This window comes from Flavobacterium hydrophilum (genome assembly GCF_003202405.1).
GTDB lineage: Bacteria > Bacteroidota > Bacteroidia > Flavobacteriales > Flavobacteriaceae > Flavobacterium > Flavobacterium hydrophilum.
Genome location: NZ_QJHL01000001.1, coordinates 2060536 through 2083711, shown reverse-complemented (window position 1 = coordinate 2083711; position 23176 = coordinate 2060536). Strand labels below are relative to the sequence as shown.

23 protein-coding genes are annotated in these 23176 nt (G+C 32.7%); 5 read left to right on the top strand and 18 right to left on the bottom strand.

Features of this window, described 5'->3' with window-relative positions:
- Positions 1-102: 102 nt before the first annotated feature.
- From DMB68_RS08055 to DMB68_RS08045, 3 genes are all read right to left on the bottom strand, one after another.
- Positions 103-1887: a chloride channel protein gene (locus DMB68_RS08055; protein WP_110346089.1), complete on the bottom strand. Its 1785-nt coding sequence runs from the start codon at positions 1885-1887 to the stop codon at positions 103-105.
- A gap of 85 nt (positions 1888-1972) precedes the next feature.
- A complete protein-coding gene (gene ggt / locus DMB68_RS08050; protein WP_110346088.1) occupies positions 1973-3655 on the bottom strand; it encodes a gamma-glutamyltransferase in 1683 nt (560 codons plus the stop codon).
- A gap of 18 nt (positions 3656-3673) precedes the next feature.
- Entirely contained in the window at positions 3674-4258 is a 585-nt protein-coding gene (locus DMB68_RS08045) for an acyl carrier protein phosphodiesterase (protein WP_110346394.1), read from the bottom strand.
- Positions 4259-4465: 207 nt separating this feature from the next.
- Between DMB68_RS08045 and glmM the strand changes: the two genes are divergently transcribed.
- Positions 4466-5854 (top strand): phosphoglucosamine mutase, encoded by a 1389-nt coding sequence (gene glmM, locus DMB68_RS08040; protein WP_110346087.1) that lies wholly within the window; start codon positions 4466-4468, stop codon positions 5852-5854.
- Between the two features lie 75 nt (positions 5855-5929).
- Here the strand turns inward: glmM and DMB68_RS08035 are convergent, their stop codons facing one another.
- The 7 genes from DMB68_RS08035 to rsfS all read right to left on the bottom strand — a co-directional run bounded on the left by DMB68_RS08035 (position 5930) and on the right by rsfS (position 11559).
- A complete protein-coding gene (locus DMB68_RS08035) occupies positions 5930-6712 on the bottom strand; it encodes a superoxide dismutase (protein ID WP_110346086.1) in 783 nt (260 codons plus the stop codon).
- A 7-nt stretch (positions 6713-6719) separates the two neighbouring features.
- The gene (locus tag DMB68_RS08030; RefSeq protein WP_110346085.1) at positions 6720-6989 is read right to left on the bottom strand and encodes an acyl-CoA-binding protein; all 270 of its coding nucleotides are present in this window, start codon (positions 6987-6989) and stop codon (positions 6720-6722) included.
- On the bottom strand, positions 6989-7642 hold the full coding sequence (locus DMB68_RS08025; RefSeq protein ID WP_110346084.1) for a phosphatidylserine decarboxylase family protein: 654 nt from the start codon (positions 7640-7642) through the stop codon (positions 6989-6991). Before DMB68_RS08025 ends, DMB68_RS08030 begins: the two co-directional genes overlap by 1 nt.
- Positions 7632-8522 (bottom strand): phosphatidate cytidylyltransferase, encoded by an 891-nt coding sequence (locus tag DMB68_RS08020; RefSeq protein ID WP_110346083.1) that lies wholly within the window; start codon positions 8520-8522, stop codon positions 7632-7634. Before DMB68_RS08020 ends, DMB68_RS08025 begins: the two co-directional genes overlap by 11 nt.
- A 1-nt stretch (position 8523) precedes the next feature.
- On the bottom strand, positions 8524-9129 hold the full coding sequence (locus DMB68_RS08015) for a lactate utilization protein B/C (protein ID WP_110346082.1): 606 nt from the start codon (positions 9127-9129) through the stop codon (positions 8524-8526).
- A gap of 114 nt (positions 9130-9243) precedes the next feature.
- A complete protein-coding gene (gene ftsH, locus DMB68_RS08010; RefSeq protein ID WP_110346081.1) occupies positions 9244-11169 on the bottom strand; it encodes an ATP-dependent zinc metalloprotease FtsH in 1926 nt (641 codons plus the stop codon).
- 18 nt (positions 11170-11187) lie between these two features.
- Positions 11188-11559 (bottom strand): ribosome silencing factor, encoded by a 372-nt coding sequence (gene rsfS / locus DMB68_RS08005; RefSeq protein WP_007809313.1) that lies wholly within the window; start codon positions 11557-11559, stop codon positions 11188-11190.
- A 93-nt stretch (positions 11560-11652) separates the two neighbouring features.
- Here rsfS and DMB68_RS08000 point away from each other — a divergent pair, with 93 nt between their 5' ends.
- Positions 11653-12381 (top strand): biotin--[acetyl-CoA-carboxylase] ligase, encoded by a 729-nt coding sequence (locus DMB68_RS08000; RefSeq protein ID WP_110346080.1) that lies wholly within the window; start codon positions 11653-11655, stop codon positions 12379-12381.
- Positions 12382-12458: 77 nt separating this feature from the next.
- Here DMB68_RS08000 and DMB68_RS07995 read toward each other — a convergent pair whose 3' ends face one another.
- Both DMB68_RS07995 and pyrE read right to left on the bottom strand, forming a co-directional pair.
- Positions 12459-12851 carry an SRPBCC family protein gene (locus DMB68_RS07995; RefSeq protein WP_110346079.1) on the bottom strand — a complete coding sequence of 131 codons (393 nt, stop codon included), beginning with the start codon at positions 12849-12851 and terminating at the stop codon, positions 12459-12461.
- A gap of 154 nt (positions 12852-13005) precedes the next feature.
- Positions 13006-13650: an orotate phosphoribosyltransferase gene (pyrE, locus tag DMB68_RS07990; RefSeq protein ID WP_110346078.1), complete on the bottom strand. Its 645-nt coding sequence runs from the start codon at positions 13648-13650 to the stop codon at positions 13006-13008.
- Between the two features lie 7 nt (positions 13651-13657).
- On the opposite strand from pyrE, the gene DMB68_RS07985 reads away from it, so the two are divergent.
- The gene (locus tag DMB68_RS07985; RefSeq protein WP_110346077.1) at positions 13658-14269 is read left to right on the top strand and encodes an NUDIX hydrolase; all 612 of its coding nucleotides are present in this window, start codon (positions 13658-13660) and stop codon (positions 14267-14269) included.
- Positions 14270-14274: 5 nt separating this feature from the next.
- Here DMB68_RS07985 and DMB68_RS07980 read toward each other — a convergent pair whose 3' ends face one another.
- The 3 genes from DMB68_RS07980 to DMB68_RS07970 all read right to left on the bottom strand — a co-directional run bounded on the left by DMB68_RS07980 (position 14275) and on the right by DMB68_RS07970 (position 16206).
- Entirely contained in the window at positions 14275-15183 is a 909-nt protein-coding gene (locus tag DMB68_RS07980) for an alpha/beta fold hydrolase (protein WP_110346076.1), read from the bottom strand.
- 69 nt (positions 15184-15252) lie between these two features.
- Positions 15253-15810, bottom strand: a complete 558-nt coding sequence (locus DMB68_RS07975; RefSeq protein WP_110346075.1) for a Crp/Fnr family transcriptional regulator — start codon at positions 15808-15810, stop codon at positions 15253-15255.
- Positions 15811-15855: 45 nt separating this feature from the next.
- A complete protein-coding gene (locus DMB68_RS07970) occupies positions 15856-16206 on the bottom strand; it encodes a DUF2200 domain-containing protein (RefSeq protein WP_110346074.1) in 351 nt (116 codons plus the stop codon).
- 163 nt (positions 16207-16369) lie between these two features.
- On the opposite strand from DMB68_RS07970, the gene DMB68_RS07965 reads away from it, so the two are divergent.
- Both DMB68_RS07965 and DMB68_RS07960 read left to right on the top strand, forming a co-directional pair.
- A complete protein-coding gene (locus DMB68_RS07965) occupies positions 16370-17719 on the top strand; it encodes a DEAD/DEAH box helicase (RefSeq protein ID WP_110346073.1) in 1350 nt (449 codons plus the stop codon).
- Between the two features lie 224 nt (positions 17720-17943).
- A complete protein-coding gene (locus tag DMB68_RS07960; RefSeq protein WP_110346072.1) occupies positions 17944-18393 on the top strand; it encodes a hypothetical protein in 450 nt (149 codons plus the stop codon).
- 79 nt (positions 18394-18472) lie between these two features.
- Here the strand turns inward: DMB68_RS07960 and DMB68_RS07955 are convergent, their stop codons facing one another.
- From DMB68_RS07955 to DMB68_RS07945, 3 genes are all read right to left on the bottom strand, one after another.
- The gene (locus tag DMB68_RS07955) at positions 18473-18991 is read right to left on the bottom strand and encodes a DUF421 domain-containing protein (RefSeq protein WP_110346071.1); all 519 of its coding nucleotides are present in this window, start codon (positions 18989-18991) and stop codon (positions 18473-18475) included.
- Positions 18992-19078: 87 nt separating this feature from the next.
- Positions 19079-20446, bottom strand: a complete 1368-nt coding sequence (gene rimK, locus DMB68_RS07950) for a 30S ribosomal protein S6--L-glutamate ligase (protein ID WP_110346070.1) — start codon at positions 20444-20446, stop codon at positions 19079-19081.
- 141 nt (positions 20447-20587) lie between these two features.
- Positions 20588-23134 carry an ATP-dependent Clp protease ATP-binding subunit gene (locus DMB68_RS07945; protein WP_110346069.1) on the bottom strand — a complete coding sequence of 849 codons (2547 nt, stop codon included), beginning with the start codon at positions 23132-23134 and terminating at the stop codon, positions 20588-20590.
- Positions 23135-23176 lie beyond the last annotated feature (42 nt).

Genomic DNA, 23176 nt, shown 5'->3' with positions numbered 1-23176 from the left:
ACTTTGATTTGTTCTTTTTGTGCTACGGTGCAGAAGTTTATGTTAAAAATTGTAACAAAAAACGTCGGTCTGAATTAAGTTCATTCGATTAGATATTTATACTTATTCAATAGTCATGGAACGCAATTTCATTCTATAAGCTTCAAGCGCTATGGATTTGGATATAAATCCGTAGTATTTATCATTTCGTATAACAGGAAGAAATGCAGATTTCGATCTTTCGAACTTGCTCATTACAGTTTCCATGCTGTCAAAAGAATAAATGGTTGCCGGAGGGGCTTTCATTACGTCTTTGATCTGTGTGTATTTTACCCGGTAAATATTAAAAATAATTTCACGGATATCATTAAAATGAACAATACCAAGAAGCTCTTTTTCATTGTTTATAACAGCAAAAACAACCTGATTTGAATGCGAAATAAGATCGACTAATTTGCTCAGATTTTCATCAGGATTAACAGTTAGATAATCACATTGAATAATGGTTTCAATATCTAAAGTTGATAGTATGTTTGAATCTTTATTACTAGTAAAAGCGTGCCCTTTCTTAGCCAGATTTTTAACATCAAGTGAGTATTTTTCAAAACGTTTTGAAATTGCAAAACTAATTGATGAAACAATCATTAGAGGGATCATTAGACTATATCCTCCTGTTATTTCAGCAATTAAAAACATTGCTGTCAAAGGAGCATGAAATAATCCGCTCAAAATACCTGCCATTCCTACCATTGTGAAATTAGTGATTGGAAGTTTTGACAAACCAATCAGACTGATAGATTTTGAAAAAAAGTAACCTAAATAAGATCCTAAGAACAATGATGGGGCAAAATTCCCTCCATTTCCGCCACTTCCAATTGTTAATCCGGAAGCAAACACTTTTAGCATCATAGTGCATCCTACAAAAAGAAGTAAAATCCATTGATTGTTTCTAAAATCTTCAAACAGGGTGTTGTCTAATAGTTTACCAGGATCAGTTTCAGATAAAGTCCTGATACTTTCATAGCCTTCTCCAAAAAGCGTAGGAAAAACAAAAATCAATAATGCCAGAAGCGTTGAACCAAATAAAGCCTTTTTGTAAGGATTCAGTTTTAATTTTGAAAAATAATGCTCGACTCTCTGAAAATTTCGGGCATAATAGACCGCCATAAATCCTGTTAATATACCTAAAAGTACATAAAAAGGAATGTTATGGTAATCAAAAGCTTCCTGCTTTTTAAAAGATAAGAGAATGCTTTCGTCTAATACGATAGCAGAAACCAAGGCACCAGTTGCAGCAGAAATCATAATAGGAGTAAAGGCAGAAATACTCACATCAACCAATAAAACTTCAATAGCAAAAAGAACTCCGGCAATAGGGGCGTTAAAGGCGGCTCCAATTCCGGCCGCTACACCACAGCCAATTAGTAAAGTCCTGTCTTTGTAAGCTAATTTATAGTTTTGTGCGAAGTTTGATCCAAATGCAGCTCCCGTAATCACAATTGGACTCTCAAGACCTGCAGAACCTCCCAAACCTACAGTTAAAGAACTGGTTATAATTTGCGCATACATTTGCTTTTTCGGAATAATACCGGCTTTTTTTGCAACGGCATACAATATTTGAGAGGTTCCTTTTTCAATGCTTCCGTTCAATATTCTGTTTACCACAAACACGGTTAGTACAATACCAATAACAGGCAGAATACTGGAAATAAAACTCCATTTTAAAATTCCGCTGATGTATGTAGCAAAAGAAAAAACACTATGGGCAAACGTTTTTAATACGATTACCGCCAAAGAGCATGAGATGCCAATCAGAACGCTTGATAAAAAAATAAACTGCTTTGGTGTCATTAAAGATTTAGCCAAAGCAATAATACTTTCGAGTTTTCTAAAATATTTTTTAAGCATTCTGTTTGTAAAAAGTTAGGGATATTGCAAATTTAGCTCTTAGCATTCAAATTTGTATAAATTAAAGTACAAATCTTTATAAAAATTAAAAGCCAACTGCTGTGTCATCTCCACGAAAATCGGCACCTCCTTCAAGGTTTTTGTTTGGCAGGACTAAAATGGCATCAACTTTTCCTATTACAGGAGTTGTCTTCTCACTGATTAAATATCCTTTTGCTTTAAGCTTGTCAATAGTAGTATTGTCAAAGGTATTCGGCTCGAAAGTAACAAGATCCGGTAACCATTGATGATGAAAACGAGGTGCATTTACAGCATCCTGCATACTGAATTTATATTCGTAGACATTTAAAATAGTCTGTAAAACTGAGGTTATAATGGTTGAACCGCCAGGAGTTCCCACAACCATAAAAAGCTTTCCGTCTTTCTCTACAATCGTTGGTGTCATTGAACTCAACATACGTTTTTGCGGTGCAATACTATTAGCTTCATTTCCAACCAATCCAAACATGTTTGGTGATCCCGGTTTTGCACTAAAATCGTCCATTTCATTATTTAAAAAGAAACCTAACTCATCACAGTAATATTTTGATCCGTAGCCATCATTTAAAGTTGTTGTAGCTGCAATTGCATTTCCAAATTTGTCAACAATTGAATAATGTGTAGTTTCGGTACTTTCGTTATAAGTTATATTTCCTTCTTTTATTTCGGAAGATAAACTGGCTTTGTCAACATTAAAAGTTGCCATTCTGTCTTTTAAATAATCATCAGAAAGTAATGCTTTTACAGGAATTTTTACAAAATCAGGGTCACCTAAAAACTGACTTCTGTCGGCATAAGCTCTTCTTTCAGCTTCAACGATTACCTGAATAGCCTCTGCTGAATTATGTCCCATTTTTGCTAAATCGTAAGGAGCAATCATTTTCATAATTTGTGCAAGGCAAATCCCTCCGCTGCTTGGAGGAGACATGGATGTGATTTTTAAATCTTTATAGGTAAACTGAAGCGGTTTTCTCCATTTCGCCTCATATTTTGCCAAATCCTCAAGGGTTATAATTCCGCCCTTTTTCTGAAGATAATCAACTAAAATTTTGGCTGTTTCACCTTTATAAAATTCATTTCTTCCATGCTTTGCAATTCGTTTTAAAGTATTGGCAAGTGCAGGATATTTAATCGTATCATTTGCTTTAAAATGAGTTGCGAATAGTGTTGTTGAATCATTTACTTTTATGATGGCATCCCGGTAGTCATTTAGACTTTTTTCTTGTTTCTGGGTTACTACAACTCCTCGTTCAGCTAAAGCAATAACAGGTTTTAAAATTTCAGAAATTCGCAGCGAACCAAACTTTTTATGTACTGCAAAAACTCCGGCTACAGTCCCCGGAACACCAATTGCAAGGGCTGTTTCAGTACTTTTTCCTTTTATGACATTTCCATCTTTATCCAAAAACATATCTTTTGAAGCTGCAAGTGGGGCTTTTTCACGATAATCTAAAGATCCAACTTCTCCATTTCCTCTTCTATAAATCATAAAACCGCCGCCACCAATATTTCCCGCAAACGGAAAAGCAACTGCCAGAGCCAATTCTGTTCCAACCATCGCATCAAAAGCATTTCCACCTTTTCTCATAATTTCAACACCTATTTTAGAGGCTTCTTCTCTTGCTGAAACTACCATTGCTTTCGAAGCAACCAATCCAGTTGGATTTATGTTTTCTTGTGCAAAACCAAATGAGAAAATAAAATAGGATAAAAAAGTAATTTTTTTCATAATGTGAAATTTTTGACTTTATAAGGAAAGTAATTTTTGTTTGGATTGCTTTTGAATATCTTCAAAAAAAGTTGTGAATTCATTCTCAAATTCAGTATAAAATTCTTTTAGTTCTTCGCTGGCAAATTGCATTTTGGATATGTTTTTTGACCTTCGGTCCATTTGAGTTAGAATTTGATGGATTCCTTCCACTGTCTGGTAACTCAAAAGCCAGTTTCTTTCAATCATATAAGGCATTAAGCCTTGTGTCTTTTCAGTAAGAATAGCATAATTTTCATGTAATGAATTATAAAAACGATTGATAAAATCCTCTAATTTTTCATCTGAATATTTTGTCCAGTTTTTGGCTAAAAAATGATCGTAAACAATATCTACAATCACTCCGGCATAATGATGATATTTTTCGTGTAACCGCCTGGTACTTTGTCTGAAGATATCATGTGAATCTGTATAAGTATCTATAAAGCGATGTAAAATAATTCCTTTTTGCACATCATTCGGAAAATGTTCAAATTGCTTTCCACGAATCCCATCAGCCATAAAATTGCCAATTTTAATTAAATCATTTTCGCCTGAAAGATATATGTGGGCAAGGAAATTCATTGCTTTTGATGTATTAAGATTCTGAGTGATTAAGTAACCGTGATGGTTATGGTAAATGTATAAAAAACTTTTTAAATCATTTTTGTTAAAAAAATCATCAGTCATTTATCATAATATTTAACGATTATTTTAAAATCTTAGTGTCTTAACGTCTCAGTAAGCCAGCAACTTTTTTATATTTGTAACAAATAACCATAACTCACAAAAATGACTTTAATAAAATCGATTTCAGGAATAAGAGGAACAATCGGTGGAAAAGTAGGAGATAACCTGACTCCTGTTGATGCTGTAAAATTTGCATCGGCATACGGAACCTTTCTAAAAAATAATATTTCAAAAGAAAAATTAACCGTGGTAATTGGTCGCGATGCAAGGATTTCAGGGCCAATGATCCATAATCTCGTTGTAAATACGCTGATAGGTTTAGGAATTAATGTAATTGATCTCGGACTTTCGACAACGCCAACTGTAGAAATTGCTGTGCCATTGGAAAAAGCAGATGGCGGAATAATCCTGACCGCTTCGCATAATCCAAAACAATGGAATGCACTAAAATTATTGAATGATAAAGGAGAGTTTTTAAGCGGGGCTGAAGGTGCAAAAATTCTTGAAATTGCAGATGCTGAAGCTTTCGATTTTTCTGATGTAGATAATTTAGGAGAAGTTACAGTAAATGACGCCTATATGGATATTCATATTGATGAAGTTTTGAATTTAGCATTGGTAGATACTGAAGCTGTGAAATCTGCAAAATTTAAGGTTGTTGTTGATGGTGTAAATTCTTCGGGTGGAATCATTATTCCGAAACTATTAGAACAGATGGGCGTTGAAGTTGTAAAGTTATACTGTGAACCAAACGGACATTTTCCTCATAATCCGGAGCCATTAAAAGAACATCTAACTGATATCTCAGAATTAGTTGTTAAAGAGAAAGCAGATTTAGGAATTGTAGTGGATCCCGATGTTGACCGTTTAGCATTTATTTCTGAAGACGGAGAAATGTTTGGAGAAGAATATACTTTAGTAGCTTGTGCAGATTATGTTTTGAGTAAAACTCCCGGAAATACAGTTTCTAATATGTCATCATCACGTGCATTACGAGATGTGACCAATGTACATAACGGAAGCTACGAAGCAAGTGCTGTAGGAGAAGTAAATGTTGTGGAGCTAATGAAGAAAAACAATGCTATTATTGGAGGAGAAGGGAACGGTGGAATAATTTATCCTGAATCCCATTACGGAAGAGATAGTTTGGTTGGAGTAGCATTATTTTTAACGCATTTGGCAAACAAAAAGATTTCAGTTTCTGCGTTGCGTGCTTCATATCCGGAATACTATATGAGCAAAAATAAAATTGAATTGACTCCACAGATTGATGTTGATGCTATTTTGGTTGCCATGACTGATAAATATAAAAACGAAGACATTACAACAATCGATGGTGTGAAAATTGATTTTGCTGCAGAATGGGTTCATTTAAGAAAATCAAATACAGAGCCTATTATTCGCATTTATACTGAAGCTTCTTCTCAGGAAAAAGCAGATGTTTTAGCACTTCGAATAATTGATGAAATAAAAGTTATTGCAGGTATTTAATTTCGCAATATAAATTCAATAAAAAAGTTTGATGATATTCTTCATCAAACTTTTTTATTTACAATTGGAATTTTTTTAATATTTTTTGACCTTGGTTAGGGCAGTTTTGTAATTTTCGTTGACCTTTTCCCAATTAATTAATTTGTAAAAAGCATCTATATAGCTTCCTTTTCTGTTTTGATAATCCAGATAATAAGCGTGTTCCCATAAATCAATTCCTAAAATTGGGGTTCCGGGAATCAAAGCATTTCTCATTAAAGGATTATCCTGATTTTCGGTAGTTGTAATTTGTAATTTTCCTGCTCTGTCTACTACTAACCAAACCCATCCTGAACCGAATTGTTTGGTTGCCTCATTCTTAAATTGAGTCGTGAGATTGTTAAAAGATCCAAATTCTTTATTGATAGAACCCGCTAAAGTATCTTTTGGAGTTTGCTCTTTTGGGGTTAAAATATCAAAATAAAGAGTATGATTGTAATAACCACCTGCATTTTGACGAAGCTTGGTATTGTTCATGTCCAATTTTTTCAGGATATCTTCAATGGAAGCATTTTCTAATTCAGTTGAAGCAATTTCTTTATTTAAATTATTTGTATAGGTTAAATAATGTTTCGAATAATGAGTTTCTAAAGTCAATGATCTTATACCCGGAGCTAAGGCATCATAGCCAAAAGGCAGTTTTGTCAAAGCAAAAGAACCTTCATCTGCTTTTACATCAGCCGGAGTTCCAATAGTAATCTTTTCTTCCTTTGTTGGTAAAGGAACTTCAACAACTTCGGTTAATTTATTATTATCATTACAGGAAAATAACATCAGTAATGAAGCTGTGAAAGTAAAACCAATGATGTTTCTTTTCATAATTTAATTATTTTGATGTTAGTAAATTGATTATTTCAATGTAATTTTCTTTTGCTTCTTCAATAGATATATGGCTGATTTGCATCCATGCATTTGTTTTGAACGCATCACGTAAACCAAAATTTTCGGATTGATTATATACCGCTGTTCCAAACGTAGCTTGTTTGTAATAGGCATAAAGCCTTAGCTGCACATCTTGTGGCAGTGAAGCCTGTGTCATCTTCATAGCTTTTTCTACAGCTTCAGAAAAACGAATATCTAAATCTTTTTTAGTCATTAAGCTTTTGTCGCGATAATAGTTTTGCCTCCAATTGCTTTTTGGCCTAAAACCACATCGATTGGAGTACCTAAAGGTAAAAATAAATCTACTCTTGAACCAAATTTAATAAAACCGGCATCAGTTCCCTGAACAACCTGTGTTCCTTCTTTAGCATAATTTACAATCCTGCGTGCTAGTGCGCCGGCAATTTGTCTGTAAAGTATTTGTCCAAACGTATCGTTTTCAATTACAACAGTTGTTCTTTCATTTTCTTCACTTGCTTTTGGATGCCATGCAACTAAAAATTTACCAGGGTGATATTTACTGAATTTTATAATACCATCCATTGCATAACGTGTTACGTGTACATTGATAGGCGACATAAAAATAGAAACCTGTAAACGTTTATCTTTAAAAAACTCACCTTCATACACTTCTTCAATAACTACCACTTTTCCGTCTACCGGAGCAAGAATATGATCAATGTTTCTGATCGCAATTCTTTTAGGATTTCTGAAAAACTGTAAGATAATAATCAAAACGATTACACCAGCAATCTGCACAAGCATTCTTAGCCATGTAATATCAATGAATTTATCAGCAATTAAAAGTACGGCAACTGCAAAAACAGTACCTAATAAAATCGATGGGCCTCCTTCTTTATGAAACATAATATAAAATTTGATAAAATAAAAATATAACTGGTGCTACAAATATAACACTATCTAACCGATCTAAAATACCTCCATGTCCTGGCATAATGGCACCGCTATCTTTTACGCCTGCAATTCTTTTAAACTTGGATTCAATTAAATCACCTATCGTTCCAAAAATACTGGCAATTAAAGCAATAATCGTCCAAATCAAAATAGATCTGCTGCTGAAATCTGGATTGGGCTGAATGTATAATTTTGAAATTAAAAAGCCTGCAAAGGCAGCAAAAACAACTCCGCCAAGAAAGCCCTCTATTGTTTTTTTAGGTGAAATGCGTTCAAATAACTTATGTTTTCCAATGGATTTTCCTATCAAATAAGCAAATGTATCATTGGTCCAGATCAAAACAAATAATCCAATAATAATCTTTGGATTATAATCATTGGTCCCAAAAGAGATTTTAATGATAAAAATAAAAGGAAGGGTAATGTATCCTAGTAAATAGAGGTATTTTGATGAAATACTTACTTTCTGCACATTATCGTAAAATAAAAATAAAATACATTTTATTGAGATAACAATAGTAACGGCTAGCAGTATTAGATCTAACTGTTGAATATTGGCGTTCAAATTTAATTTTGAATTAAATAAATCCTCCAAAAATAAAGTAGTTTGTTGATTATAATGACTTACTGATATAATACCGGAGTATAATAAAATTCCAAAAAGAATAGAAAATACTTTATTAAGGTTAACTAAATTGCAAAATTCATAAATAGTAATAATTAGAAAAATACCAAAAAGAAAAATAAAGCTTTCAGTAGAAAACAGAATAGAAGTCAATAGTAAAGCGATATAAACAGCACCAGAAATGGTTCTCTTGAGTGTTTCATTCATCTTAAAGGTCCTCTAACAGCAATAAGTATAAATTTTTTGCAACACTTCCGTATTGAGTAAAATCTTCTTCTTTTGCTTTTTCGAAATATTTTATTGTTGTAATATTCGTAGGGTAATCCCTTTCGTATTTTCTTTTAATAGCGCTTAAACCATCGCTTTTCATAGGGAGTATTTGGCTTGTAGTTGCTATTATGACAATATTTGCCGGCAGCTCATTTGGTTTGTCTTGCCTGATTTGTTTTGATGAAAATAAAATGGATCCTTCATCAGCAATAAGATTTTCACATGAAGCTAATAAAAATTTTGGGCTTTTAGGTGAAATATATAATAGTTTGTTTTCTTCTAATAAAGGGAAAAGCCTTGGTTCATAACATAAAGCTTCACTTTCAAACCAATCATTTTCTTCTAAAATATTTTCTAGTTGTTCTTCAACTTCCTGTTTGTTTTCGCAATACAAAAATTTTCCTCCATTTTTTTTAAAATTAAAAATGAATTGCTCATCTATGGATAAATGACTGTTTGGGGTAGGATTGTTTCCATACTCACTTTCATTTTCTTCATCTGATGAAGTATTGGCAGTACCAAATATTTTTTTGAAAAAACTCATTTTATATGAAATACTTTACATGTTAATTGAAAACGTTCAAAGATAAAAAAATCTTAATTCAAAAGCCTCTTTTGAATTAAGATTTTAAAAAATATTGAATATTTTGCTAAAAAATTACGAAACTACTTCTCCTAAATTTTTGTCAAAAGTACGTTTTCCAAATATTGTTTCTAAGTCATCTTTAAAAATAACTTCTTTTTCAATCAATATATCGGCAAGTTGATTTAGCTTGTCTTTGTTTTCTTCTAAAATTTGAATAGCTCTTTGATATTGACCTTCAATTAATTCTGAGATTTCAGCATCAATAATTTTAGCAGTTTCATCAGAATATGGTTTAGAAAAATTATATTCACTCTGTCCTGTTGAATCGTAATAAGTAACATTACCAATTTTATCATTCAAACCATAAATCGTTACCATAGCTCGAGCCTGACGTGTAACTTTTTCCAAATCGCTTAATGCACCAGTTGAAATTCTGTCAAAAGTTACTTTTTCAGCAGCTCTTCCCCCCATAGTAGCACACATTTCGTCTAACATTTGATCTGTTCTTACGATTTGTCTTTCTTCAGGTAAATACCATGCAGCTCCTAAACTTTGTCCACGAGGAACAATAGTTACTTTGATCAATGGAGCAGCATGCTCTAACATCCAGCTTACAGTGGCGTGGCCTGCTTCGTGAATTGCAATTGCTCTCTTTTCGTCTGGAGTAATAATTTTGTTTTTCTTTTCAAGACCACCGATGATTCTGTCAACAGCATCTAAGAAATCTTGTCTGTCTACTGCAGCTTTGTTGTTACGTGCAGCAATTAGAGCCGCTTCATTACAAACATTTGCAATATCAGCACCGGAGAAGCCCGGAGTTTGTTTTGCTAAGAAATCTAAATCAAGACCTTCAACTTTTTTGATCGGTTTTAAGTGTACCTGAAAAATTTCAGCTCTTTCACGAATGTCCGGTAAGTCAACAAAAATTTGTCTGTCAAAACGGCCAGCACGCATCAAGGCTTTGTCAAGTACATCGGCTCTGTTGGTTGCTGCTAAAACAATTACGTTGGAGTTTGTTCCAAAACCATCCATTTCGGTTAGTAATTGGTTCAAAGTATTCTCTCTTTCGTCATTTCCGCCAGACATATTACTTTTTCCTCTCGCTCTACCAACAGCATCAATTTCATCAATGAAAATAATGGCAGGAGATTTTTCCTTAGCCTGTTTGAACAAGTCACGAACACGCGACGCTCCGACACCTACAAACATTTCAACAAAATCAGAACCAGATAAAGAGAAGAAAGGTACCTGAGCTTCTCCTGCAACAGCTTTTGCAAGCAAAGTTTTACCTGTTCCCGGAGGTCCTACAAGTAAAGCACCTTTTGGAATTTTACCTCCCAGGTTAGTGTATTTTTCAGGATTTTTAAGGAATTCAACAATTTCCTGAATTTCTTCTTTGGCTCCTTCTAAACCGGCAACATCCTTAAATGTTGTTTTAATATCAGTTTTTTCGTCAAAAAGTTTAGCTTTAGATTTTCCGATGTTAAAAATTTGTCCACCACCGCCACCGGCTCCACCAGACATTTTACGCATTATGAAAATCCATACACCAATGATGATGATGATAGGGAGTAAGCTAACTAAGATATCGCTCCAGTTACTTGCTTCTTTAAAATCATAATCAACTAATTTTTTTTCAGCCTTAGCCTTATCAAGTTTTTCCTGAAAAGATTTTAAATCACCAAACTTAGTCGTGTAATGAGGACCTTTGTTAGGTCTGTCAAACATATCTTTAGCGACCTTTTTATTCGCTGGATCTTTTAGTGCTGCATCAGAAAGATAAATTTCAGCATCTTTATTATTGAAAATAATAACATTTTTAATTTGCCCTTTGGCTAACATATTATCAATGTCAGACGATTTCAATTGGGCTGGTTCGCTTAAATTAGAGCCTCCTGTTGCAAAACTTATAAATAAAAATACAAGGAGTATAGCGGTGTATATTAACCAGGGACTTATCTTAAATTTACCTGGATTTGGATTATTATCTTTAGCCATTAGTAGAGAAAATTTCTTTTAGTATTTGTTTTCGATTGTAGTTATTTTGGCGTCACCCCAAAGGCTTTCGATATTGTAGTATTCACGAATGTGCTTTTGAAAAACATGTACCACGATATGCACATAATCCATAAGAACCCATTCTGCATTATCGGTCCCTTCTACGTGCCAGGGTTTATCTTTTAGGTCTTTAGATACTGTTTTTTGAATTGAGTTTACAATGGCGTTAACCTGAGTATTTGAACTTCCGTTACAAATTACAAAATAGTCACAAACAGCCGTGTCTATTTCTCTTAAGTCAAGAATATCGATATCATTTCCTTTTACTTCTTCAATTCCTTTGATTATGTTCGCCAATAGAACATCATTATTAATAGTCTTTTTCGCCATGAATTATTTTATATGAATTTGTAAAGTTACCAAAATTTGTGATTATTTTTGAACCTTAACAAAATATTAAATTAAGTTATTTAAATTACTTGAATGAAACTAATCAAACTCGATGCCATAGATTCAACAAACGACTTTCTTAAGGCATTATCAAGTCAGGATGAACTGGATAATTTTACAGTGGTAACAGCTGAAAATCAGACAAAAGGAAAAGGCCAGATGGGAGCTAAATGGGAGTCTGAATCAGGTAAAAACTTAATTATGAGTGTTTTGGTTAAGGATTTTTTGTATGATAACGAGCAGGTTTTTAATATAAGTATCATAGTTTCATTAGCAGTTATTGAAACATTAAAATCTTTAGATATTCCTAATTTAAGTATAAAATGGCCAAACGACATTATGTCATACAATAAAAAAATTGGTGGCATACTTATCGAAAATACCATCAAGAGTGATGGCAGAATTGTGTCAGTAGTAGGGTTAGGCTTAAATGTTAACCAAATAAATTTTGAACATTTACCAAATGCTTCTTCACTAAAAGTAATTTGCAACGTAGATTTTGATAAAGATTCTTTACCTTTTTTTATCATTAAAAAAATAAGAGAGAAAATAGAATTGTGGGAAACTAATTCTGCACTTTTTTGGAAAGAATATTTCAATTCTTTATTTCGAAAAGGCATCCCAACTGTATTTAAAAACCTCGAAAACCAAAATTTCATGGGGATAATTCAAGGAGTTTCTTCTACTGGAAAAATACAAATTTTATTAGAAGATGATTCGGTTTCAGAATTTGATATTAAAGAAATCCAAATGCATTATTAAATTGAGGATGGAAATAAAAAAGCCTGATTGAATCAGGCTTTTTAAATTGTAAAATAGGAAATTAATAAACCAATTTATTATAATTTAGTCATATTAATAGCTAACGTTTCAATAAATTTGCTAATAGGCCCCTTAATCATCATAGCCATCATTGGATTAAATTCTCCTTCAAATAATAATTGAACTTCACTTGATGAATCAGAAACGCTTTCGATATTTGAAACTAAAGTAAAAGGAAGTTTATCGCTTGCAGCTCCTAAAATAATTTTGTTGGGCGCCACTTTATCCTTCATTTTAAGTTTTATTTCCGGCATCCCTTTTAGTCCAAAAATAAAAGCATCTTCGCCAATTACTTCAAATTTGGCAATATTTTCCGGCATTAATTTTTCAAAATTCTTTACATCAGTCAATAAATCAAATAAATCCTGAGCTGATTTCTGAACAGTAACTTTTGGACTTTCTAAGTTCATATTATTTTTTGTTTGTTATTTTTTTTAACCGCAAAAAGCGCAAGGTTTTTTATTTCTTTGAGTTGAAATTGTAAGTTTACAAAGCTTAAGCTTTAATGAAATTCCAGTTTTTTAAATACCAAATTCCAAAAAGAGCTAAACAAATTTTGAAAATCTATTCCTGCCCCCAAGTTGATGGGCTCAAACTCCATTCTTGTAAAGCTGTCTGTTGATCTTCGCTTATATATTGTTTCTGAACTGCTAAATCTAATAAATTTTCATAATTACTTAGCGTGTACAAGTCAATATTTGCATTTTTGAAATTCTCCTGAGCAACATTAAAACCGTAAGTAAAAATTGCTGCCATCCCTTTAATATTAGCTCCTTCATTGCGTAAGGCTTCTACAGCCATTAAGCTACTGTTTCCTGTACTAATTAAATCTTCAACAACAACAACATTTTGTCCTTTTTGTAAAAAACCCTCAACCTGGTTTTGTCTTCCATGTTTTTTGGCTTCCGGACGGACATATACAAAAGGCAATCCCAGACTTTCAGCAACAAGAATCCCAATTCCAATGGCTCCTGTGGCAACTCCGGCAATAACATCTGGTTTACCAAATTGTTTTTCTATATTTTTCGCAAACTCATCACGAACATAATTTCGGATGGCAGGAAATGAAAGAATTAACCTATTATCACAATAAATAGGTGATTTCCATCCAGAAGCCCATGTAAAAGGATTTTCTGGATTCAATTTAATTGCATTTATTTGCAAAAGCAATTCTGCTGTTTTTTCGGCGGTATCTTTATTAAAAATCATAGTACAAATGTATAAAGTTTTTGTGAACGACAAACCACTTTTTTTGACAAATGAAATCTCAAAGGAGACTAATTTTCAATTATTCTTGTTGGAAAGTATTGATATAGAGCAGGTCATCGTGAAAATGTTTCAAAATAAAATTCAGAAAGCTTATCTGTATCATCCTGACGAAAAGGAAATAATGAAAACCTTAAAGGCTAAAATACCTGTTAATAAAGCCGGTGGTGGATTAGTTTATAATAAAAAAGGAGAAGTTTTGTTTATTTTCAGAAACGGAAAATGGGATCTGCCAAAAGGTGGAACCGAAAAAGGCGAAGAAATCGAGAACACGGCCATGAGGGAAGTAGAAGAGGAGACTGGTGTTGGAAAATTGAGAATTACAAACAAACTCGAAAAAACATATCATGTTTTTAAACGCAATGGAAAATACAAACTCAAAATTACACATTGGTTCGAAATGCATTCAGATTTTGAAGGAACTCCACATGGACAAATCGAAGAAGGTATTGAGAAAGTAGCCTGGTTAAACCCTGAACAAATCAAGGAGGCTCTTACTAACTCTTATGAAAACATCAAATTATTGTTTGAAGAGGATAGAATAGATATCAAAAGTCAGTAATTATTTCATCTTGATGAAGCTGAACTCCCTATAAAACTAATAAGCTCTCTAATTACAATTTCAGGCTGATCTTCCTGAACGTATGTTTTTGAATTTGGAATTACAATCAATTTAGAATTCCTGAAAATACTTTTTAATTGTTGTCCTAATTTTATCGGAAATAGCTTTTTATCATCTTCTCCCCATAGAATAAGAACAGGATTTTCGAAAGCTTTTAATTTGTCCGCAGCTTCAATGGTATATTTTGGCGACCAGGTTTTTACATTTGAAACGAAATTTTCACGAACAATTTTGTCAGTAATAAAAGATTTTAAATAAAGTTCAGAAAGTTCCTCATTGGTTAAACTATGCGATAATAATCCCATCATCATATCAGAAGTAAGGAGACTTTTTATCCTAAAAGCATTTCCTAAAAGAAAAGTAAAGCCGGGAATTTTTACAGCTTTAATTAAATATTTGAATTTTAATGGAGGAAAAACCTCCATGACTTCACAATTTGAAAAAATTAATTTGTCAATACTTTCAGGATAGAGTGAAGTAAAAATCTGTGTATAAGCTCCTCCGGTATCATTAGATACAATTATGATTTTATCTATGGTTAAATAGTCTAAAAAATCTTTGATAATATTTGCTATCCCGTTAGGAGATAATTTTACTTTATTTTCTAAAGGTACGGAATGCCCTCCAAGTGGCAAATCAATAGCAATACATCTGTATATTGAACTTAACTCAGGAATGATTTTTCTCCATGTATTGGAGTTAGACAGTGTTCCGTGGATAAACAAAATGGGAATTCCTTTTCCTTCATCAACATATTCAATTTCTCCGTTTTTTGTTTTTGCCAGACAGCGATTTAGAATTATCGGAATTTTGTTTTTAACTTTAGTCGGATTTGTATTTACAATTCTTTGCATGAATATATGTTTACATTTATACAAAGAAATTAATTATCGATTTCAAAAAAATAGACAATTGTCCTAAAATTAATTCGTTTTTCGCAATCGGCTTAAATGTCTGGATGTTATTCCTAAATAAGAGGAAAGATATTTTAAAGGGATATACTTCAGGTATTTTGAATGATTGTTTATAAGTGTGTCATATCTTTCCTGAGCAGTTTGTTTTTGAAATGAAACGGTTCTGTTTTCTAGTTGTATGTATTCTAATTCAGTTAACAAGCGTCCAAGTTTTTGCCATTCCTGACTGTTTTCATATAAGTTATATAAATCCTTTCTGTTCAATACAATTACTTCGGTATTACATATTGCCTGAATATTTTCAAAAGTTGGCTGTTGCGTTATGAAACTGGAGTAGGCACATGCAAGTTCATTTTCAAAAGCAATACATTTAGTTATTTCGTTGCCTTCACTATTTCTGTAAAATGAGCGAAGTATACCCGTTTTTATTAGTACAATTTCATTACAAATATTTCCTTCCTGAATTAAATAGTCGTTTTTTTGGAGGATTTTATTTTTTGTTATGTCTTTTAATTTCTCAAGTTCTGACTCAGAAATGATTTGTAATGATCTTAAAAACTGTATCATTTATGAATTAGTTTTGTATATTTTAGGTTAACTTAAATTATAAATTTACTTACGTAAAATCTTTTCCATAGACTTTCCTTTAGCCAGTTCATCAACCAGTTTGTCTAAATAGCGAATTTTCTGCATGAGTTTGTCTTCTATTTCTTCTATCCGATATCCACAAATTACGCCGGTTATTTTTGAAACATTTGGATTTAGTTGCGGTGCCTCAGCGAAAAAAGCCTCAAAATCTTTTTTGTTTTCTATTATTTTTTTCAATTCCTGGCGTGTATAACCAGTTAACCAAAGAATTATTTCGTCTACCTCTGCTTTTGTACGGCCTTTTCTTTCAGCCTTATTGATATAATGTGGATATACACTTGAAAATGATGTGGTAAAGATTCTGTGTTTTTCCATAGTTTATAATTTAGAGTAAGATCAGCATTTATTGCCGTGACTCAAAAATAATTAAAACATAATAAGTATGAAACACGATTTCTAAAAGAGATTATAAAAATCAGATAATTAAGTTGAAATTAAAAAAAATAGCATCCCAAATTAATTTCGCTACTTTTGCAAAATGAACAAGAATCACCATTCCAACAATATACTTTCGAATTTAGGGATTAAAAGCCTAAACGAAATGCAGGAGACAGCTCAGGATGCTATTTTAAATGACAACAATGTTTTATTGCTTTCACCTACAGGTTCCGGAAAAACATTAGCCTTTTTATTACCGATTTTAGAATTATTACAACCCGAAATTCTTTCGGTTCAATGTCTGATTCTGGTTCCTTCACGTGAATTAGGCTTGCAAATTGAACAGGTTTGGAAAAAGATGGGGACTTCATATAAAGTAAATATTTGCTATGGAGGTCACTCAATTGATACTGAAATTAAAAACTTAAGCAATCCGCCTGCTGTTTTAATTGGAACTCCGGGAAGAATAGCCGATCATATTGACAGAGAAACTTTTAGAACAGATAAAATTCAGACTTTAATTCTGGATGAATTTGATAAGTCATTGCAATTGGGTTTTCATGAGCAAATGTCTTATATCATTGGGAAATTATCGAAATTAAACAAAAGAGTACTTGTTTCCGCTACTTCGGATATTGAGATTCCAAAATACACAAGAGTAATTAATCCAACGGTTTTAGATTTTATTCCGGAAGAAGAAGAAAAAGCCAATCTTTCTATGAAAATGGTGATTTCACCTGCTAAGGATAAATTAGAAAGTTTGTTTAATTTAATTTGTTCTTTGAAATCACAATCGGCTATTATTTTTTGTAATCATCGTGATGCGGCTGAACGGATTAGTGATACTTTAAATGAAAAAGGAATTTATTCCGTTTATTATCATGGAGGAATGGATCAGGAGGAACGTGAGCGTGCCTTAATTCAGTTTAGAAATGGAAGTATGAGTTATTTAATCACTACAGATTTGGCTGCCCGTGGTTTGGATATTCCTGAAATGAAGCATGTGATTCATTATCATTTACCTTTAAAAGAAGATGAATTTACACATAGGAACGGTCGAACTGCACGTATGCAGGCATCAGGAACGGCTTATATTATCATTCACGAAAGTGAAAAGCAATTTGATTATATCGATTATGGCATGGAAGTTTTAAAAGTAGAAAATATGACTACTCTGCCGAAACCACCGGAATTTCAAACAATTTATATCAGTGGTGGAAAAAAAACAAAATTGAATAAAATTGATATTGTAGGATTCTTTTCTCAAAAAGGAAAACTCGAAAAAGGGGATTTAGGTTTGATTGAAGTAAAAGATTTTATTTCGTTTGCAGCGGTAAAATATAATAAAGTAAAAGACCTGCTTAAAAATGTGAAAGAAGAGAAGATGAAAGGCAGGAAATTTAAGATTGAAGTTGCAAGAAAAGTTGTAAAAAAAGAAGAAGAAAGATGATCTTTTTAATTCTTTTTAGAAAATTTAGTAAAAAAAAAGGTTAATTCGCTGATTTTATTTTTTTATAATTTATTGATTATTAAAACGTTGTAATTTTAAGACTTCAGAATAAATCAATTTTAAATAAAATTCACAATTTAATGTTAACTGAAGCGTAATTTTAGAAGTAATTTTTCATAATTTCGGCGTTCATTAAAGTAGTAAAAATTAACCCCAAATTCATTATGAAAAAGATTATTACCCTTGCCATTTTGTTCTTTAGTTTTGTTTCAGTTGCACAGATCAAAGTTCTTGAAACTGTACCGGTTGAAAAATTAGGAAAAGTAAATAACAACTACATTCAAAAAATTGGAGATGAATATACTGTTTATTATACTAGTATTGTGAGTGATGATGATGATTCTTCAAGCTTAAAAAAATTCTCTTTTAAAAACGTTAATAACGATTATACTGGTCTTTACAATATTATTATGAATGGTTTTAATGCCACTCCATTATATGATATTAAATTAGAATTGCCTAATAACTACATTTGGTTGCATTACACAGGAAGTACTCTTCCTGAGAAATCTACAGTTCAATTTATGGTTTCAAGCAAAGATGCTTCTTCAGGTTCAAGTAATGTTTCTGAGCCATTAGTAAAAGATCAGATTAATAAATTATTTCAAAAATAATTTCCTATAAAATAAAAGAAAAAGGGCTATTCGATATAATGAATAGCCCTTTTCTTTTAGCAAAATTTTAAAAGTGAATTTACTTTCTAAAATTTTTATGATTGTGTTTTCGTTTATAATGTGATTGCTTAAGATTTTTTTTATCTTCAGTAATTATACTGATTGTACCGTCAATTTCCAGCATGCATAATTTTACTTCTGTAAAGTGTTCTACCCCATGTTCGCGCATTGCTTCTTTTAATTCTTCATTAGAAATATCTAATTTGCTTAAGGCTTTAAAATCTAATTTTCCATTGTGAATTAAAACTTCGGGTTTGTCTAAGAACAATTCACCAAATATTTTATATTTCTTCGTTAATTTTTTTATAGTAAAATTAATTACAAATAGAACCAGAGCTGCGACTAAACCTCCCCAAAGGCTGGTATCAGGACCTACCATTGCATTTTGAACTGAATTACTGATTAATAGAATCAGGATAATATCGGCAGTGTTTAACTGGGAAAGTTCTTTTTTTCCAAAAATCCTTAATGCAATTGTCATAAAAAAGTAAACTGCAATGCTTCGAAAAATAATATCTGAATAAGGGAATAATGTCATTTTTTATTTTAAAGTTATAAAAAAAAGCTTTGCCAAAGTTTTAAACCATGACAAAGCCAGTAAATATTTAAAAGTTGTTGTTTTTGATTATAATTTAAAATTTTTCTCAATTGCTTTTATCATTTCTCCTGCAACATCTTTGTTTGTTGCACCTTCAATGCCTTCCAGGCCTGGTGAAGAATTTACCTCCAGCAATAATGGACCTTTAGAAGATCGGATTATGTCTACACCTGCCACTTTTAGATCCATTGCTTTAGCGGCTTTAATAGCAATCTTTTTTTCTTCGGCTGTTACTTTTATTACAGAGGCTGTACCACCAAGATGAATATTGGCTCTAAATTCTCCCGGCATAGCTTCACGCTGAATGGCAGCAACCACCTTACCATCAATAACAAAACAACGAATATCTTTTCCGTTTGCCTCTTTTATGAATTCCTGAACCAGAATGTTTGCATTTAAGCTTTTAAAAGCATTGATAACACTTTCAGCTGCTTTTTTGGTTTCAGCCAAAACAACGCCTTTTCCTTGTGTTCCTTCAAGTAATTTTACGATTAATGGAGAGCCACCTACCATTTTAATCAAATTGTCTGTATCTAAAGGTGAATTTGCAAAACCGGTTGTTGGTATATCAATACCGCTATTTAATAATAATTGTAATGAATATAATTTATCACGTGATTGCGTTATGGCTGTAGCCGAATTTAAAACAAAAACTTTCAAAGCTTCAAACTGACGTGTTAAAGCACAACCATAAAAAGTAATACTTGGTCTGATTCTTGGAATTATAGCGTCAAATTGATTCAGTATTTTTCCACCACGATAATGAATTTCAGGAGTTTTGGCGTCAAGTTTCATGTAGCATTCTTTGATATTCAAAAAATGCATTTCATGGCCACGCATTTCGCCGGCTTCCATGATTCTTTTATTGCTGTATAATTCAGGATTGCTGGCTAAAAGTCCAATTCGTAATCCGGAAGTTGCTTTTTCTGAGTTTTGGTATAATTCTTTTAATGTTTCGGTAGAAGGCTGTCCCAACATATATTTTTCCTCAGGATCTACCAAGACACGTCCACTCATAGCTTCGCGTCCCAAAAGCATACGGAAGCCCATTGAATCCCGATTGGTTAAAGTCATTTCGATTGGCCATTTTATTTCGCCAAGTTTAATGCTGGTCTGAATTACATAACGATGTTCCCTGAAACCACTTGAACTTTTTACAATTCTTTTGTCAACTAAAGGAGCTTCGCAATGAATGACAGTTTTAATATTATTTTGAATTGGGTTTATATCAAATTTCACCCAATTAGCATCATTTTTTATGAAAGGAGCTATATTTATAGCGTGCATTGCCGAAGTTTTGGCACCAGAATCTACACGTGCCTTTATTGTAGGGATTCCAAGATCAGGAAATGCGCACCATTCTTCACTGCCTAAAATGACTTTGTTTTGAAGCATATATTGTTTTTTATTGTAAAAATTTAATATTCAAAAATAGCTATTTGCATTTACTAAAGATAGTGATTTGCCTAAAAAAAACACCCGTTATGTTATGAAAACGTAACGGGTGTGTTATTTCTGTTATAAATTTAAACTAATTTATTGATTAGTCGGCTCTTCTGCTTTGTGTATTTCTACTGAAAGTTCCTGAGAATCATCTTTTAAATCCATTAAGATTTCATCACCTGAATGTATTTTTGAAGTTATGATTTCTTCAGCCAATAAATCTTCAACATATTTCTGAATTGCTCTTTTTAATGGTCTTGCTCCAAATTGTCTGTCAAAACCTTTTTCGGCAATAAATGCTTTTGCTTTGTCAGTTAAACTTAAATTATAGCCAAGTTCTGAAATACGGGCGTATAATTTTTTAAGTTCAATTTCAATGATAAGATCAATATCAGCTTTTTCTAATGCGTTAAATACAATTACGTCATCAATTCTGTTTAAGAATTCAGGAGCGAAAGTTTTCTTCAATGCATTTTCGATAATGCTTTTAGAATTTTCATCAGCCTGAGCTACTTTCGCAGCAGTTCCAAATCCGACACCTTGTCCGAAATCTTTTAACTGACGTGCACCAACGTTAGATGTCATGATAATAATAGTATTTTTAAAGTCGATTTTACGACCTAAACTGTCTGTCAAATATCCGTCATCCAATACCTGAAGCATCATATTAAATACATCCGGGTGTGCTTTTTCGATCTCATCTAAAAGGACAACACAGTAAGGTTTTCTTCGAACTTTTTCAGTCAATTGACCTCCTTCTTCGTAACCAACATATCCCGGAGGCGCTCCAACTAAACGTGAGATCGCAAATTTTTCCATGTACTCACTCATATCGATACGAACTAATGCATCCTCAGAATCGAATAGTTCCTTAGCTAAAACTTTTGCCAATTGTGTTTTACCAACTCCTGTCTGACCTAAGAAAATAAACGAACCAATTGGTTTATTAGGATCTTTAAGTCCGGCTCTGTTACGTTGTATAGAACGTGCAATTTTTAAAACAGCATCATTTTGACCAATTACTTTGTTTTGAATTAATTCTGGTAGTTTGGCTAGTTTGTTGCTTTCTGTCTGTGCAATTCGGTTTACTGGAATTCCGGTCATCATAGAAACAACGTCGGCTACATTATCTTCTGTAACTTCAATTCGGTTGCTTTTAGAATCTTCTTCCCATTGTTCCTGTGCAACGGCTAAATCTTTTTCGATACGTTTTTCATCATCACGAAGTTTGGCAGCTTCTTCATATTTTTGTTTTTTAACTACCATATTTTTGTTTTCACGCACTTCTTCCAGCTGACGTTCTAAATCAAGAATTTGTTTTGGAACATCAATATTTGTAATATGTACACGAGAACCTGCTTCGTCAAGGGCATCAATAGCTTTGTCCGGTAAAAAACGCTCAGACATATATCTGTTTGTTAATTTAACACAAGCTTCAATTGCTTCCGGTGTATACGTTACATTGTGATGGTCTTCGTATTTGTCTTTTACATTATTTAAGATAGCAATGGTTTCTTCAACAGAAGTTGGTTCTACAATTACTTTTTGAAAACGTCTTTCTAAAGCGCCATCTTTCTCAATATATTGTCTGTACTCATCAAGAGTAGTTGCGCCAATACATTGGATTTCACCTCTTGCTAATGCAGGCTTGAACATATTTGAAGCATCAAGTGAGCCTGTTGCTCCTCCGGCACCTACAATAGTGTGGATTTCATCAATAAAAAGAATAATATCGTCATTCTTCTCAAGCTCGTTCATTACGGCTTTCATTCTTTCCTCAAACTGACCACGGTATTTTGTACCTGCAACTAAACTTGCAAGATCTAATGTTACTACACGTTTGTGGAAAAGAATACGAGATACTTTCTTTTGGATAATACGTAAAGCCAGTCCTTCAGCAATAGCAGATTTACCAACTCCAGGTTCTCCAATAAGAAGCGGATTGTTCTTTTTTCTTCGGCTTAAAATTTGAGAAACACGTTCAATTTCTTTTTCGCGTCCTACTACCGGATCAAGTTTTCCTTCTTCAGCCATTTCTGTTAAATCTCTCCCAAAATTATCTAAAACCGGGGTTTTAGATTTTTTGTTTGACTTATTGGCTGGATTGTTGAAACTACTTTCTTTAAGACTGTCATCTTGTCCTGAATCATCATTGTATGATTCGTTTTTTGGCAAGTTTTCTAAGAATTCTTCTTCGTTTGGAGTCATATTTAAATACTGTTCTTTAGCTATATCATAATCTATTTTTAGTTTATTCAATAGCTTGGTTGTTGGATCGTTTTCGTTTCGTAAGATGCATAAAAGCAGGTGTGCCGTGCTAATCGACGAGCTTTGAAATACTTTAGCCTCAAGAAAAGTTGTCTTCAGGGCTCTTTCGGCCTGTCGGGTAAGGTGAAGATTTTTCTTTTCGGTATTTACTTCAACGCTGTGGTTTGCCGGACTGAGTATTTCTACCTTCCTGCGTAAATGGTCTAAATCGACTGCCAGGTTATTAAGGATGTGAATGGCTTTTCCGTTTCCATCTCTTAAAATGCCCAGCATGAGATGTTCAGTACCAATAAAGTCGTGTCCTAAACGAAGGGCTTCTTCTTTACTGTATGTAATAACATCTTTTACTCTTGGTGAAAAATTATCATCCATAATATATAATTGGTATTGTAAATTTAATGAATTAGTGATTGA